This window comes from Psychrobacter sp. 72-O-c, assembly GCF_904846605.1.
In the GTDB taxonomy this organism is placed as follows: Bacteria; Pseudomonadota; Gammaproteobacteria; order Pseudomonadales; family Moraxellaceae; genus Psychrobacter.
Map to the genome: position 1 here is coordinate 1 of NZ_CAJHBI010000052.1, position 13,936 is coordinate 13,936.

The 13,936-nt window shown below is 43.1% G+C and carries 11 protein-coding genes; 3 read left to right on the forward strand and 8 right to left on the reverse strand.

What is annotated here, in order from left to right; genetic code table 11:
- Positions 1-219: 219 nt before the first annotated feature.
- The gene (locus tag JMX97_RS13210) at positions 220-651 is read right to left on the reverse strand and encodes an HIT domain-containing protein (protein WP_201558841.1); all 432 of its coding nucleotides are present in this window, start codon (positions 649-651) and stop codon (positions 220-222) included.
- Positions 652-805: 154 nt separating this feature from the next.
- On the reverse strand, positions 806-4,534 hold the full coding sequence (gene mfd, locus JMX97_RS13215; protein WP_201558843.1) for a transcription-repair coupling factor: 3,729 nt from the start codon (positions 4,532-4,534) through the stop codon (positions 806-808).
- Positions 4,535-5,006: 472 nt separating this feature from the next.
- Here mfd and JMX97_RS13220 point away from each other — a divergent pair, with 472 nt between their 5' ends.
- Entirely contained in the window at positions 5,007-6,641 is a 1,635-nt protein-coding gene (locus JMX97_RS13220; protein ID WP_201558845.1) for a BCCT family transporter, read from the forward strand.
- A gap of 243 nt (positions 6,642-6,884) precedes the next feature.
- Here the strand turns inward: JMX97_RS13220 and rraA are convergent, their stop codons facing one another.
- Together rraA and JMX97_RS13230 are read right to left on the reverse strand one after the other, a co-directional pair.
- On the reverse strand, positions 6,885-7,400 hold the full coding sequence (gene rraA, locus JMX97_RS13225) for a ribonuclease E activity regulator RraA (RefSeq protein ID WP_227671611.1): 516 nt from the start codon (positions 7,398-7,400) through the stop codon (positions 6,885-6,887).
- A gap of 191 nt (positions 7,401-7,591) precedes the next feature.
- A complete protein-coding gene (locus JMX97_RS13230; protein WP_201558849.1) occupies positions 7,592-8,293 on the reverse strand; it encodes an NAD-dependent epimerase/dehydratase family protein in 702 nt (233 codons plus the stop codon).
- Between the two features lie 575 nt (positions 8,294-8,868).
- On the opposite strand from JMX97_RS13230, the gene rpsT reads away from it, so the two are divergent.
- Together rpsT and JMX97_RS13240 are read left to right on the forward strand one after the other, a co-directional pair.
- Positions 8,869-9,135 carry a 30S ribosomal protein S20 gene (gene rpsT, locus JMX97_RS13235; protein WP_201558851.1) on the forward strand — a complete coding sequence of 89 codons (267 nt, stop codon included), beginning with the start codon at positions 8,869-8,871 and terminating at the stop codon, positions 9,133-9,135.
- 108 nt (positions 9,136-9,243) lie between these two features.
- Positions 9,244-10,386: an FAD binding domain-containing protein gene (locus JMX97_RS13240; RefSeq protein WP_201558860.1), complete on the forward strand. Its 1,143-nt coding sequence runs from the start codon at positions 9,244-9,246 to the stop codon at positions 10,384-10,386.
- Positions 10,387-10,476: 90 nt separating this feature from the next.
- Here JMX97_RS13240 and JMX97_RS13245 read toward each other — a convergent pair whose 3' ends face one another.
- From JMX97_RS13245 to JMX97_RS13260, 4 genes are all read right to left on the reverse strand, one after another.
- Positions 10,477-11,313, reverse strand: coding sequence for a histidine phosphatase family protein (locus tag JMX97_RS13245; protein ID WP_201558852.1), 837 nt, complete (start codon positions 11,311-11,313; stop codon positions 10,477-10,479).
- A 103-nt stretch (positions 11,314-11,416) separates the two neighbouring features.
- Positions 11,417-12,214, reverse strand: a complete 798-nt coding sequence (locus JMX97_RS13250; RefSeq protein WP_201558853.1) for a metallophosphoesterase — start codon at positions 12,212-12,214, stop codon at positions 11,417-11,419.
- Between the two features lie 180 nt (positions 12,215-12,394).
- The gene (pyrF, locus tag JMX97_RS13255) at positions 12,395-13,096 is read right to left on the reverse strand and encodes an orotidine-5'-phosphate decarboxylase (RefSeq protein WP_201558854.1); all 702 of its coding nucleotides are present in this window, start codon (positions 13,094-13,096) and stop codon (positions 12,395-12,397) included.
- A 71-nt stretch (positions 13,097-13,167) separates the two neighbouring features.
- Positions 13,168-13,587 carry a lipopolysaccharide assembly protein LapA domain-containing protein gene (locus JMX97_RS13260; protein ID WP_201558858.1) on the reverse strand — a complete coding sequence of 140 codons (420 nt, stop codon included), beginning with the start codon at positions 13,585-13,587 and terminating at the stop codon, positions 13,168-13,170.
- Positions 13,588-13,936: the final 349 nt, after the last annotated feature.

Below are 13,936 nucleotides of genomic sequence, written 5' to 3' on the forward strand. Positions count from 1 at the left end.
CTTCAAGCTGTGGCGGGGCTTCAATTGAAGTTATTAGACAATATATCGACCAACAGCAAGTACCTAACTAGAAATGCCTTACATCCACGCCCTAGAACGACGTGGTTTTACGGCACTTTTTGATAAATGAGGGTCTTGTCGCTACAATTATCTAGTAAAAAACTAAATAATAGACCTTAACGTCATTATGAATATCAGAGCCAAAACAGCAAAACCCAATTACATTTGCCAGTCAAACGGCATCTGATGATGACCACGTAGCGCCATCATTAAGGTCTGTTGCATTTGTGCCAATACTTCTTTGGTATAAGGTATAGCAGGGACACCCCAAACTGGGTTTGGCCATTGCATATCGTTTTGATAGCGCACGATATGATGAAAATGTAGCTGGGGAACTTGATTGCCGAGTGCCGCAACATTCATCTTATCGGCTTGAAAAGTTTTGGCAAGCTGGCTTGACAACCAGCTCGACTCACGCAAAAACTGCGTCTGATCAGCCTCAGATAACTCATACAACTCTTTGATACCCGAGACACGCGGTACCAGAATTAACCAAGGAAACTGGCAGTCATTTATCAAACGACACGTCGATAATGGAAAATCGCCTACCAAAAAACTATCGGTGGCAAGCTTAGGATGCAGTTGGAACATAATGACGGGTTCTCTTGTTATAAAATATCAATAAAAGGAAATAAGAAGTAAGTAAGAATAGATATTGACGCTATTTTATCAGGTATCTACAGGATAAAATAGCAGTAGCACTATTTAGCTCATGGCTGTACTTTTGGTGCTGTATAACCAGTAGCTATGCTGTCTCTACTGCCGATGTAACCTCTACTACCATATGCTCACTAAAATAGCGTAACAGCTCTTGTACCATTTCGACTCGCTGCGGTGCGGTCTCAAGCTTATCAGGATTGCTATAGCGAATACCGGACGCACCATTCATGCGGTAATTCTGACCATTAGATTGGATAAGTTTAATAATGGCTAAGGCATCAACAGGCGTATCGGGTGCGAATTCCAAAGTCACACTCTTACTATTGGCATCAAGTTTATTAATCTTTAAGGGCTCAGCTTGTATACGTAGACGATGAACGGCAAACAGCTGCTTGGTTTGATCTGGCAACGTGCCAAAACGATCTATCATCTCGGTACGAATATCGATCAGCATCTCTTTATCATCGGCCTTACCAATACGCTTATAAAACAATAAACGCTGATGTACATCATGAACATACTCTTCAGGAATCAGGGCTGAGCTGTGCAAATTAATCTCACTGGTTAACGACAACGGCGTATTTAAATCCAGCTCTTTACCTGCCTTAATAGCTTTAGTAGAACGCTCAAGCATGTCCATATATAAGCTAAAACCAATCGCCTGCATATTACCACTTTGCTGCTTGCCTAATATCTCACCGGCGCCGCGAATCTCTAAATCTTCACTTGCCAGCATAAAGCCTGCACCCAGCGTATTGGCACGCTCAATTGCATGTAAGCGCCGCTTGGCGTCACCTTTAAGACCTTTGAGCGAGGGCACTAGCAGATAGCAATAAGCCTGATGATGGCTACGTCCTACCCGGCCACGTAGTTGATGCAATTGCGCTAAGCCAAACTTATCCGCTCGTTCAATAATAATAGTATTGGCATTGGGCACATCGATACCGGTTTCGATAATAGTCGAACAGATAAGCACGTTGAATTTTTTATGGTAATACTGCTGCATAATTTGTTCAAGTTGGCGCTCTTGCATCTGTCCATGCGCCACCCCTACCCGTGCTTCAGGAACCAGCTCACGGATAGTTTCTGCCATACGCTCAATACTGGCAACATCATTATGTAGCAAATAGACCTGTCCACCCCGTAACAGCTCACGCAATATGGCCTCTTTCATCAAGGCTTCCGTCTTTTGCATCACAAAGGTTTTAATAGCCAGACGACGTGCCGGCGGGGTGGCAATAATTGACATATCACGCATACCTGATAGCGCCATATTGAGCGTTCTCGGAATGGGCGTTGCGGTCATCGACATGCTATCGACATCAGTCTGAATGGCTTTGATACGCTCCTTATGACGCACACCAAAGCGGTGTTCTTCATCGACAATCATCAAGCCTAAATTAGCAAACTTAACATCCTTTTGTAGCAGCTTATGAGTGCCGATGACAATATCCACTTTACCAGCAGCTAAATCAGTCAATACGGTTTCTTGATGTTTTTTACCACCAAAACGTGACAAAGTCTCAATACGTACCGGCCAATCAGCAAAACGATCTAAAAAGTTATCTTCATGCTGGCCTGCCAGCAAGGTCGTTGGTACCAATATCGCAACTTGGTAGCCGGCACTTACGGCAATGAACGCTGCACGCATGGCCACTTCTGTTTTACCAAAGCCAACATCACCACAAATCAAGCGATCCATCGGTTGGTTTTGTTTCATGTCATCCATCACCGCATGGATAGCATTGGCCTGATCTGGGGTCTCTTCAAACTCAAATTGACTGGCAAATAGCTCATATTGCGAGTGATCAATTTTGAAATGAATACCGACTTTTGCTTCGCGCCTTGCTTGCATATTTAGCAGTTCGGCAGCCACATCATGAATCTGCTCCAGTGCTTTTTGTTTGGCTTTATCCCACTTACCACTGCCAATCTTATGCAGAGGCGCAAGAGCAGGATCACCGCCGCTATAACGGCTAATCATTTGTAGGTTGGCGACTGGCACATAAATACTAGCTTCATCGGCATACTTAAGATGTATAAATTCTTGCTCACCATCGCCCACATCCAAGGTAATGAGACCACTATAACGGCCGATACCATGCTCAATATGCACAATTGGACTGCCTTGAGTCATTTCGGTCACGCTTTTGACCAGAAACTCTTCTGACACCCCGCTTTGCCGACGGCGGCGCGTTTGTAACACTTGCCTACCGAACAGTTGGGTCTCACTGATGATGACTAAGCGTTCAGGAACATAAACCCCTCGCTCAATAGGGGCAACCGTCAAACTAACACTGGGTCGATCGTTTTTCTTATTCACAGCACCAGTATGATCGGCTGCTAAAAACTCTTTAAAACTACCGTAAGCCTGTAACTCAATTTTGCCTTTAAATAACTCAATCAAAATCTCACGGCGACCAGCAGTTTCAGCAACGATCAAGACCGGCGTCAATGTTTGCGCTTGTAGATGCAGAAAGTCTAGCAGCTCAGCTAACGGCTCGGCTTTTTGATGATTAACCGATAGCTGCGGTGGTGCTTGGGCACTGAGTGTCACTAAACCTTGCTGTTTAGTGGGTTTTGATATTGAATTTGAAGTTAAAGCATCGTCATCAATAGCCGCTACATCTGTCATGGTAGCCAACTCATCACGCGCACTCAATATGACTCTTGGGTAGTGATTAAGATATTCATTCAAGGTATTAGATAGTAAATATAATAGTTCAGGTGCGACTATGGGCTTATCAATATCATGTCGACGCTCTTCATAGCGGCGCTGAATTTGTGACCAGTAATCGGCTTGTCGCTCGCTAATCAGCTCGTCAGTAATAAATAAGGCGTCTCTAGGAAAATAAGCAAATAGAGTGCTCGCTTGTTGCCAGTCTTTTAAATCAAAGAATAGTGGCTGATAATATTCAAGACCACTACTGGCAATGCCTGCCATCACATCTTTGTGTAGCTCAAATTTACGACTGCTAGCATTAGGGAACATGGCAGCAAAGTTCATACGAAAAGTTTCTTTGCCTTCGTCTAATGGAAACTCTTTTGCGGGTAGTATTTGAAACTGTTGAATGGGCTTGGAGATATCTGGCAGCTTATGTAATAGCGACAGCGGCTCTTGCCCTATACTGGTATCACTACCTGAGGCCATCGCTTTAAGATCATCAGTCGTTAAGGTCCGCTGAGTCTGCGGATGAAAAAAGCGAATAGTCTCAATTTCATCGTCGAATAAATCTAAACGCAGTGGAAATGGCTGCCCCATCGCAAAGATATCAATGATACTACCGCGCACCGCAAACTCACCCGGCTCAAACACATTGTCGACCGCTCGGTAGCCCGCCTTTACCAATAGCTCACGCTGGGTATTGATATCGAATCTATCACCGACACTCAAGTCAAAATGCTGGCCGATAAGCCAGCTGGGTGTTGCAACGCGGTGCATTAGCGCCTGTACCGAGATAAGCAGGACGCCTGACGTTGGCATATCCGTCAATAGATTAATACGTTCACTGACGATATCTTGATGCGGTGACAGCTCATCATAGGTCAAGGTTTCCCAATCTGGAAACACATAGGCATCAACCCCGCAAAACGCCAGCTCAGTCTCTATCTGATTGAGCTGGTTTTGATCGCGCGCCACAACGACTTTTAGGCGCTCTGCCACGTCCCATATAGGCGCACTGACTAAACTTGCCAGCCATAGACTGCTCACGGCTCCATGGACGGGCGCCAGCCAACGCCGCTGCGTGTCTTGGATAGGAAATAGCTGATTATTAATAGGAGCGAACGCGTCAGTTAAGGCAGAGATAGGCATAGCAAATAGGGTCAGGGTTGAGAGTCAGAGGACTATTATACGAACATTTCGACCATTGACCAATGGTTTATGCCGTAACGGTTTGTCACCCCGTTTATTATCTCGTGAACTGGCTTTATTTTATAGCCCTTATGGTAGGTTTTCATGCTCATTTGACAATGCAAAGCATTTTGTTAACATGGAGAGCTTTTTTCGATAAGCACATTTATATCTTATTTTTGACATTCCACGGCTTACATAAATAAGCAGTGTGTTTAGTCGCCGTCATTTAGATATTGTCTCTGCCTATTAGGTTGTCTTGAATGTCGTTTTGAAAGCATTATATTAAATGCCCTAGCTCATTTTGACAGCCTTGTACTGTGCATCTTATTACGTGGCAAGCTGGTGGCCTGCATGACATATCAACTGACCCTGTCATATATGCTCATAGACACTAAGCCTATTGCCAACCCCATCAGGAAATTTATTACCTATGAGAGAGCACAAAAAAATCCCCCAAGTACTCGTCGATAAATTTCGCCGCAGACTCTACACTACTGAACATAAAGTGGGAGAGAATAATGTAAATATTCTTGGGTTAGAGCTACATAATCCTGTATTTTTTGTCACTGCGCTTGCGGTCATTGCTTTTGTATTATTCACTCTACTGCTCCCCGATGTTGCTAATTTATGGCTCAATGGCACTAAAAACTGGATAGTCAATAGTTTCGATTGGCTCTTTATCAGCGTGGCTAACATCATGGTGGCCTTCTGTCTGCTACTCATTGTCTCACCCTATGGCAATATTCGCATTGGCGGTATCAATGCCACGCCTGACTTTAATCGAGGCTCATGGCTGGCTATGCTATTCGCTGCGGGAATGGGCATTGGCTTGATGTTTTGGAGTGTCGCTGAACCTTTAGGTTATGCTAGCGGTTGGGCAGGAACGCCATTGGGAATCGAGGCAGACAGTCCCGAAGCCTTTAGAGCAGCAATGGGCGCGACGATGTATCATTGGGGGCTACACCCATGGGCTATCTATGCGGTCGTAGGCTTGTCGATGGCAATATTTGCCTACAATTTTCGCTTTCCTTTGACCATGCGCTCAGTATTTTATCCACTGCTAAAAGAAAAAACATGGGGATGGCCGGGACATGTTATTGATGTATTGGCCGTATTGGCCACTATCTTTGGCTTAGCGACGTCTCTCGGTCTTGGTGCTCAACAAGCAGCAAGTGGACTGAACTACTTATTTGGCTGGGACTTTGCAGGCAATACTCTTGAGATAATTATTATCATATTGGTCACAGGATTGGCAACTATTTCGGTGGCACGCGGTATTAATGGCGGGGTAAAGTTTTTAAGTAATGTCAATATGCTGGCAGCCGGATTGCTATTATTATTTGTCTTTTTTGTAGGAGATTCTCTAGGGCTTATTGGTAAAATAGTTGAAACAACCGTTGATTATGTCACTTATATTATCCCTTTATCCAATCCTGTAGGACGAACTGATAGCAACTTCTTCCATACTTGGACCGTATTTTATTGGGCTTGGTGGATCAGCTGGTCACCATTCGTTGGGATGTTTATCGCACGAATCTCTAAAGGGCGTACCGTACGTGAGTTCATCGTTTCTGTAATGCTAGCACCAACCCTCGTTACTATCGTCTGGATGACCGTATTTGGACAAACGGGTCTCAGTCAGTATACCAACCAAGTTGGAGAATTGTCAGGCGGTGTTAGTAACGCCTCTCTGACCTTATTTCAGATGCTCGATAACTTACCATTCGCCATGATTACCTCACTAATTGCCATTATTTTAGTAATGGTATTTTTTGTGACGTCATCAGACTCGGGCTCATTAGTCATTGATACGATTACTTCTGGAGGTAAGCTTGAATCCCCTATATCGCAGCGCGTATTTTGGGCGATTGCCGAAGGCTGCATTGCGATTGCCTTACTTTATGGCGGTGGTACAGAAGCACTGAAAACCATCCAAGCGGGTTCCGTCAGTACCGGCCTTCCCTTCACTTTCCTCTTGATTATTATGTGTGTCAGTCTATGGTTGGGGTTACGGCGTATTTATAAGGCTCGTGAGCAGATGCTTTCCGAATTAGAAAAGTACTAATATGTCAGTTTAAGAGTTATTACCTAACAGGCTATACCATTACAAGGTTTTAACCTATTTAAACGTAAAAATCCCAGCTTCTAGTGAGCTGGGATTTTTTTGTAGCGATAAATTTTATATTGGCTGACAAAGACCTTACTGAGTTCTTAACCTTGGTCAGTATTATGTTTAGTAAGTCTTAATCTTAAGCTTCTACATATAGACTTCTATACATAAGCGTCTGTGCATCAGTTACTAAAACCTTTATATAAGAGGCTTATCGCTAGCAATAATACCATTGTTGTCGGCGTATACAAACATACCAGAATTTAAGGTTAAATCGCCAAAGCCAATCTCAATATCAGTCTGGCCTTCATCACGGCGGGTTGATTTGCGCGGAATACAGCCAAGCGCCATCACTCCGATCTCCATCTGTGCCATATCATCGACATCACGGACACAGCCATAGACCACTACCCCAGCCCAGCCATTATCAATTGCCGCCTGCGCAATCATATCACCCAGTAACGCGCAGCGCATTGATCCGCCACCATCGACGACCAGTACTTTACCATCGCCATTTTTATCTTTGCCATCGCTATTTAATAGTGATTTGACGCGGCTATTATCTTCAAAACATTTGACCGTCACAATCTCGCCACAAAACTTATCTTTTGCGCCAAAGCTATAAAATGACTTGCCTTCAATATTGGGCAAGCATACCTGGGACTCAGGATTGGCATCCAATAAATCACAAGTTACAAAATTTTCTTTATTCATTGCTGTCGATTCTGACATAGTCACGCTCCTTGTTACTAGCTATTGAGTATTGGTTAATTGAGGTTTTTATGTTTGAAGACTTATTCATAAGTACTTATTTTTTTATTTAATATAACTCGAATACAGGCTATTCAGTTTTGTATACTTAGGCTAGTTGGTATTTACAATGCAGTTGATAGCACAATCCTAGCTTAATGTTTTACCCGTGTTATGGCAAGCATCTGTTTATTTTCGATAATATCAGTGCTATAAGGCGCAGATTCAGGGCGATACTTACTGCGCTCATAAATATCATGCGCGGTCATTGCCATAGCGCTTGCCACACGTTTTGCAGAAATGGGATGTAGCGGTAATGATTCTGAAATCAAAGGCGAAATTAACTGAAAGGCTTTTTGACTGATACTTTCAAGGGGACGACCTTTGTGCTTACCCAGTAATAAAGAGGGGCGAAAAATGACTAACTGCGCAAATCCTAGCGCCATAATGGATTGCTCGGTCTCTGCTTTTACTCGATTGTATAAGAACCGACTGTCGCTATCGGCATTCATTGACGATAGTAAAAAAAAGTTCTCCACCCCTTTATCTCGGCATAATTCAGCAAAAGTAAGATTATAAGTATGATCTACTTTTCGAAACGCTTCATCGCTGCCTGCCTGCTTTTTGGTAGTGCCAAGACAGCTGAACGCATCAGCCGTGCGATCTGCACCCACACTAGCAAACACTTCAGCTAAATTATCAAAATCATTGACCTGATAAAAGCGCATACTGGTATTAATATAACGCGGCGGACGCCGTGCAATTACAATCAAGGTGTCATAAAGCTCACTTAGCTGTTTAATAAGGTGTTGCCCTACCAATCCTGTCGCGCCAATTACGATTGCTTTTCGCTGCATAACTTGTCCATTTTTTATATTAATAAAATAATATTTTTATAGAATAATATCGGTTGATCCACTATTGGTTAATACATAATCATCAGTAATGCTATTAATAATAGCCAAACATAATACGTCACTATCTGTCATAGTGTTTAATATCATAATGCTTGGTTATCGCTTATTTTGCCTTAGTAAGGCCAGTTCAGCAAGGTTATCAGTAAAGCTATAAGTTACGTTATAAATTATCCAATTACCCGTATTTATTGTAAGAAACTTTATTTGTTAAAAAAAACTTTGTCCGGTTGTCGGTTAACAAGTTGCTTTCAATCGATAAAGTACAAACTTACACAACTACTTTACGCTTTAACTGCCAAACATATTGTCCTAAGCGCAATAATTTGTTAAGATAACCGCCTTTACACGCCGAGGCTGTTTAATTATTCCAAATAGTCGCGGCGCGAGCGATGACTCACTTATATTTGGCATCGATATCATATTTGACGAGACGGCTACTCGCCACCTATGATTGTTAAACCCATTATTACAATCGACATTCATATTTTTATCTGTTTTTTATCAAGGAGATCCGCGTGGCTAATACTGCACAAGCTCGTAAACGCGCCCGTCAAAACACCAAACGTCGTCAGAACTCTGCGTCACAACGCTCTATGGTTCGTACGTATTTGAAGCGTATTGATGCGGCTATCGCAGCTAAAGATTATGACGCAGCTACCGAAGCTTACAAAAAAGCGGTACCGGTTCTTGATCGTATGGCTGACAAAGGTATTATTCATAAGAATAAAGCGGCTCGTCGTAAGAGCCGCCTAAACAAAACAATCAAAGGCCTACAAGCTTAAGATTTGCTCTGTTTAGACCGTACGCATAAAAACCTTGTCCTAGTGGCAAGGTTTTTTTATGCTACTCTGGTTTATATATAAATATTTAGGAGAGACTCAGTGGAATCAATGAATAAACGTGCAATCGTGATCGGTGGTTCGTTAGCTGGGTTGTTCTCAGGGACACTATTACGCTCTATTGGCTGGCAGGTAGATATTTACGAGCGCTCTGCTCATGATTTGGATAGTAGAGGCAGCGGTGTTGTTTTGCAAGCTGATGTCGTTGTTGCTCTCAAAAAGGCGGGAATTGCGACAGATAAGCTAGGCGTCGATGCCACTGAACGCTATTACTTGCAAAAAGAGGGCCAAATTGAAAAAATGGCCATGCGTCAGACGCTCACCTCTTGGAACATCCTTTATCGCTCGATGCGAAGACACTTTCCAGACGAGCATTATCATCAAGGTAAGGTATTAGCGCAGGTACAATCAGAAGGCGCTAAGGTCACGGCGACTTTTGTCGATGGCTCTTGTGAAACTGGAGACTTGTTGATTGGCGCTGACGGGCCAACTTCAACGGTACGCCAGCAGCTTCTACCTACCTATGAGCCTCAATATGCAGGTTACGTAGCCTATCGAGGCTTGATCGATGAAGTGGACTTAGAGCCAGAAGCAGCCACGATATTTACTGAGCGCTTCGTGTTTTATGATTTTCCAAACTCACATATTTTGGCCTATGTTATCCCCGGTGAAAACGAGTCGCTGGTTTCTGGAAAACGTCGGTTTAACTGGGTTTGGTACGTTAACTACGACGAGGAAACAGAGTTACCTGATGTACTCACTGACAAAAATGGTAGGCATAGAGCCAATTCCGTTCCGCCAGGGATGATGTCCTTTGATGTTGAGCAAGCAATGCGAGGCTACGCAAATCTTGTACTCGCTGATCCCTTTAAAAAATTAGTAGCCGCAACTAAAGAGCCTTTTGTACAGTCGATATTAGACTTGGCGGTGCCGCAGATGGTTTTCGATAGGATTGCACTAATAGGAGACGCCGCTTTTATTCCTCGGCCTCATACAGCAGCTGGTACCGCAAAAGCAGCGGCGAATGCTATCTCGCTGGTAGAGGCACTCGTTGGTCATAGCCACAACGTTCCTACAGCTTTACAGGAATGGGAAACCAACCAACTATCACACGGAATGCAATTATGGAAACATGGTCGTAGCTTGGGCGATCGTTCTCAGTTTTCTTATGGCAAAGGCCGAACAGAAGGATAGGAAATCAGATTAGAATAGTTTTCCACTTTTAAAATGAATAGGTTCAATTTATGCTTAGTAAGCAAACCAAGCATAAATTACCTTAAAAAATCAGCTCCACTTCACCTCTGGCGGTAGCAATAGCTTGCTAGAATGAAACCCAGCAGCACGGTAACCGTCTAGCAGAGCGCTGACTGGGCGGATATAAACCTCACCACGCCAGACAAAATGAGCATTAGCTTGATCAAAAGGCTTGTCATCGAACCACAAAAACACCCCTTCCATCATCTTCGGCCAATCATTCCAATCAATTTCAAGCACATCGAGCATCACCGCTAAAAACGCAGACAATAAAGTATCATGGCTGACCGCTAGCATTAAATGACCTTGCTGAGGCTGATGTTGGTAGAACAGCGATAGTATATCTAGACCGCCTTGATAAGCGTTTTTGGTCCCTTCAAGGTTGCCCTGCAAAAATCGATTGATAAAATTAAGCACACCAATCTCTTTGAATACCGCATTGGCAATCTCAGGCTCAGTGACTAAGCTACCTGGCTCAACCAGTAATGATTGATGGGTAATATTACGCCGTAGACCAGCACCCTCTTGCATCAGTTGCGCGGTATCGATACAACGTCCAATCGGGCTGGAAATGCTGTCGACATCGAGCGAATACGGTAGATGTCCTGCCAACCAACGCCCCCAGGACTTCGCTAATACTCGACCTCTAGGGGTTAATGGCAATTGATAACTGGCAAAACCGTTACCATCAGAACGCTCCCGTAAGGAGTGCCTGGTAAATAAAATTAGTCGCTTATCGTCAGGCAATAGGCTGACCGAGGACATCATGCTATCAGGCAGGTGCGAAGGAGCCGGTGCACTTGGACTATGCATCGCAAGTTTATCAGTCGGCAATTCAGGCTGGGGAGAATCGGTGTATTTGCTCATGGGTGTCAGCGTAGCAGATTTTTTATCTAGAGTGAAAGAAATACAAGTTTGGTAGCAATAAAATCATTGGAAACAAAAATTACGGTTAACAAAAGCCAATTTTCTAGCCAATATCAACTACTTTATCCCAAGCAAATTCTAGCGCCGTACTGCTAACTTCATTCGGATAAGCGCGCGGATTGACGATCACTCGAGTATTATTAATACGGTAATCAAACGCTTCATGCGTATGCCCATGAATCCATAACATAGGTGCCCATGGCTCGTGCATCCACGCGGATAGATCACTGACAAAAGCCGCATTACTCGGCAAAGTAGCATACTTTTCAGAAACAGATAACGGGCTGATACTATGATGGCTCATTACTATCGTTTTTTTGCCCAGTTGCTTTGCTGTTATTAAAGCTTGTTTTAACCACTGACGATGCTGTTCATGCAATTGCATGGACATCTCAGGCGAGAATAGATCATTACCGACGTAGATTTGTTTATAATCACGCATAAAACGTCTGGCCACTACCATAGTGTCTTCATTAGCTTGGTACTGATAATCAGTCCACAGCGTACATCCTAAGATGCGCACCTCTCCGATATCCATATGCTGACATTGGAGCACCCGAACGCCTTGGTTAGACACCTCATTATAGTTGTCCCATGTCGCCAGCTTATAGTCAAAGTGCAGCACGTCTTCGTTAAAGTACTCATGATTGCCAGCGATAGTAATAAGAGGTACCTTTAGACGTGCGGCTTGCTCTTGTAGCCACGGCATACCACTATCACTATTAGCAGTATCACCAGCCACCAAAACTAAGTCGGCATCGGTCTTAGGAATATGTCCCATTGGATGCGATTGTCTGGCATAGCTGTCTATGTGTAAGTCACTTACAATCTGTAATTTCATACTGTCCAATATTAATGATAAGAGGCAAATAAATCCAAGCATCTAGTGTAGCACTTATTTATCCGCCATTAAAAAGTTAAAAAAAAGACAACCTGTAAGCTGTCTTTTTTATTCGTATCTAAGAATATCTCTTTGTCACTAACAACGCTATATACTTATGAAGTTAAATGCTTTTTAGAATCAAATGCTTTGAAGTATCTTTTGTAGTTTGGCTTCTGGGTCCAGTGCTTGAGTGATTGAGCGTCCAATGACCAGATAGTCTGCCCCATCACTCAATGCTTGCTTGGGGGTACAGATACGCGTTTGGTCATCTGCGCTATCCTCTGGTAGACGAATACCAGGCGTTATTAGCTTGAAGTCGTCACCGCATAGTGCTTTAAGCGTTCGTGCTTCTTGTGCTGAGCACACCACACCATCGAGACCCGCTTGTTTGGTCAAGTGCGCCAATCGGCTCACTTGCTCATCTAAATTATCAGTGACACCAATCTGTGGTAGCACATCGCTACCCATAGAGGTCAGTACGGTCACGGCTATCAGTAGCGTCTCATAATTACCTTCTAACAGTCGCTGCTTTGCCAATGACATAGCAGCACTACCTGCACTGGCGTGCACATTAACCATCCATACCCCAAGCTCTGCGGCAGCCAATACGGCTTGCGCAGTAGTGTTAGGTATATCATGAAATTTTAAATCTAGAAACACTTCAAATTGTCGTTGCTGTAACGCTTGGACAATCGCAGGACCACAGCGAGTAAACAGCTCTTTGCCTACTTTTAATCGGCATAGACTAGGATCTAAACAATCAGCCAATGCCAATGCTTCATCCATTGTGAGATTGTCTAGCGCCACAATAACAGGAGAGCTTATTACTTTATTAGTCATGATTTCGCCACTTTTTATAAAAACATCATCTTAAAGGTGTTAAAAATTATACCGATAAGCTGTTATGAGACTCAATCGCGCTTACCTTTCGTTAATACAGTAGGCTCGGAAGAATTACTCTCATTTAAGTAAGACTCACTCGTACCATCTTGTACTGCTTTTCCACTATAAACAGCATCTTCTACAGTAGGCGAATTTGCTTGCCGATCAATGACAACATTAGCCTGGTCAATTTGCTCTTGCAAGTTGGTGTTCAATTTTTGCAAACGGGAAATTTCCCATTTATTCTGTAGAACACGGAACATTAACAATGCTAGCAATAGTCCAATGACGATACCTAATATCAAACAAAGTATCAGTAGCAACCCCAAATTCATGGCTGGAGCTTGTGAAAATAGTAAGTTCACCCCAATTTCAGTGTTGTTCGCCAATACCAAACCGAGCGCATAAGCAAAACTTAAAAACAGTAACACAAACAGTAGAAAGCGCATTATGCTTATACCTCAGTTGTGAATAGACGTAGCCTATAATAGATAAAATTGGCAATGAAAATTTATTACATTAGTAGCCATTGTAAAAGCTAAATTAAAAAGTAGCTATAGTCAGTTCAAAATAAAATAGGCATAGGCATGACGTTGTGCTACACAATATAAATTATTATTGACGCATTTACCAAAATTCAACTATAAAATTTTTATGTATCAAGTTTTATATAGGACTTACGCAACTATCAGTTCAGGCGAGCGCAGCTGCTCGCAGAGGTAGTTATCAAGTAAGCCATGTTTTAACTGATATACCGTTTTCTTTGTTTGCTTAGCAATACGGGTCAAGCATATCCAA

Bases quoted from the DNA above. Each gene is read 5' to 3' on its own strand.
- JMX97_RS13220 (WP_201558845.1), top strand. From the start codon at position 5,007: ATGAGAGAGCACAAAAAAATCCCCCAAGTACTCGTCGATAAATTTCGC.
- JMX97_RS13240 (WP_201558860.1), top strand. From the start codon at position 9,244: ATGAATAAACGTGCAATCGTGATCGGTGGTTCGTTAGCTGGGTTGTTC.
- pyrF (WP_201558854.1), bottom strand. From the start codon at position 13,096: ATGACTAATAAAGTAATAAGCTCTCCTGTTATTGTGGCGCTAGACAAT.
- JMX97_RS13250 (WP_201558853.1), bottom strand. From the start codon at position 12,214: ATGAAATTACAGATTGTAAGTGACTTACACATAGACAGCTATGCCAGA.
- JMX97_RS13210 (WP_201558841.1), bottom strand. From the start codon at position 651: ATGTTCCAACTGCATCCTAAGCTTGCCACCGATAGTTTTTTGGTAGGC.
- mfd (WP_201558843.1), bottom strand. From the start codon at position 4,534: ATGCCTATCTCTGCCTTAACTGACGCGTTCGCTCCTATTAATAATCAG.
- JMX97_RS13260 (WP_201558858.1), bottom strand. From the start codon at position 13,587: ATGCGCTTTCTACTGTTTGTGTTACTGTTTTTAAGTTTTGCTTATGCG.
- JMX97_RS13245 (WP_201558852.1), bottom strand. From the start codon at position 11,313: ATGAGCAAATACACCGATTCTCCCCAGCCTGAATTGCCGACTGATAAA.
- JMX97_RS13230 (WP_201558849.1), bottom strand. From the start codon at position 8,293: ATGCAGCGAAAAGCAATCGTAATTGGCGCGACAGGATTGGTAGGGCAA.
- rraA (WP_227671611.1), bottom strand. From the start codon at position 7,400: ATGAATAAAGAAAATTTTGTAACTTGTGATTTATTGGATGCCAATCCT.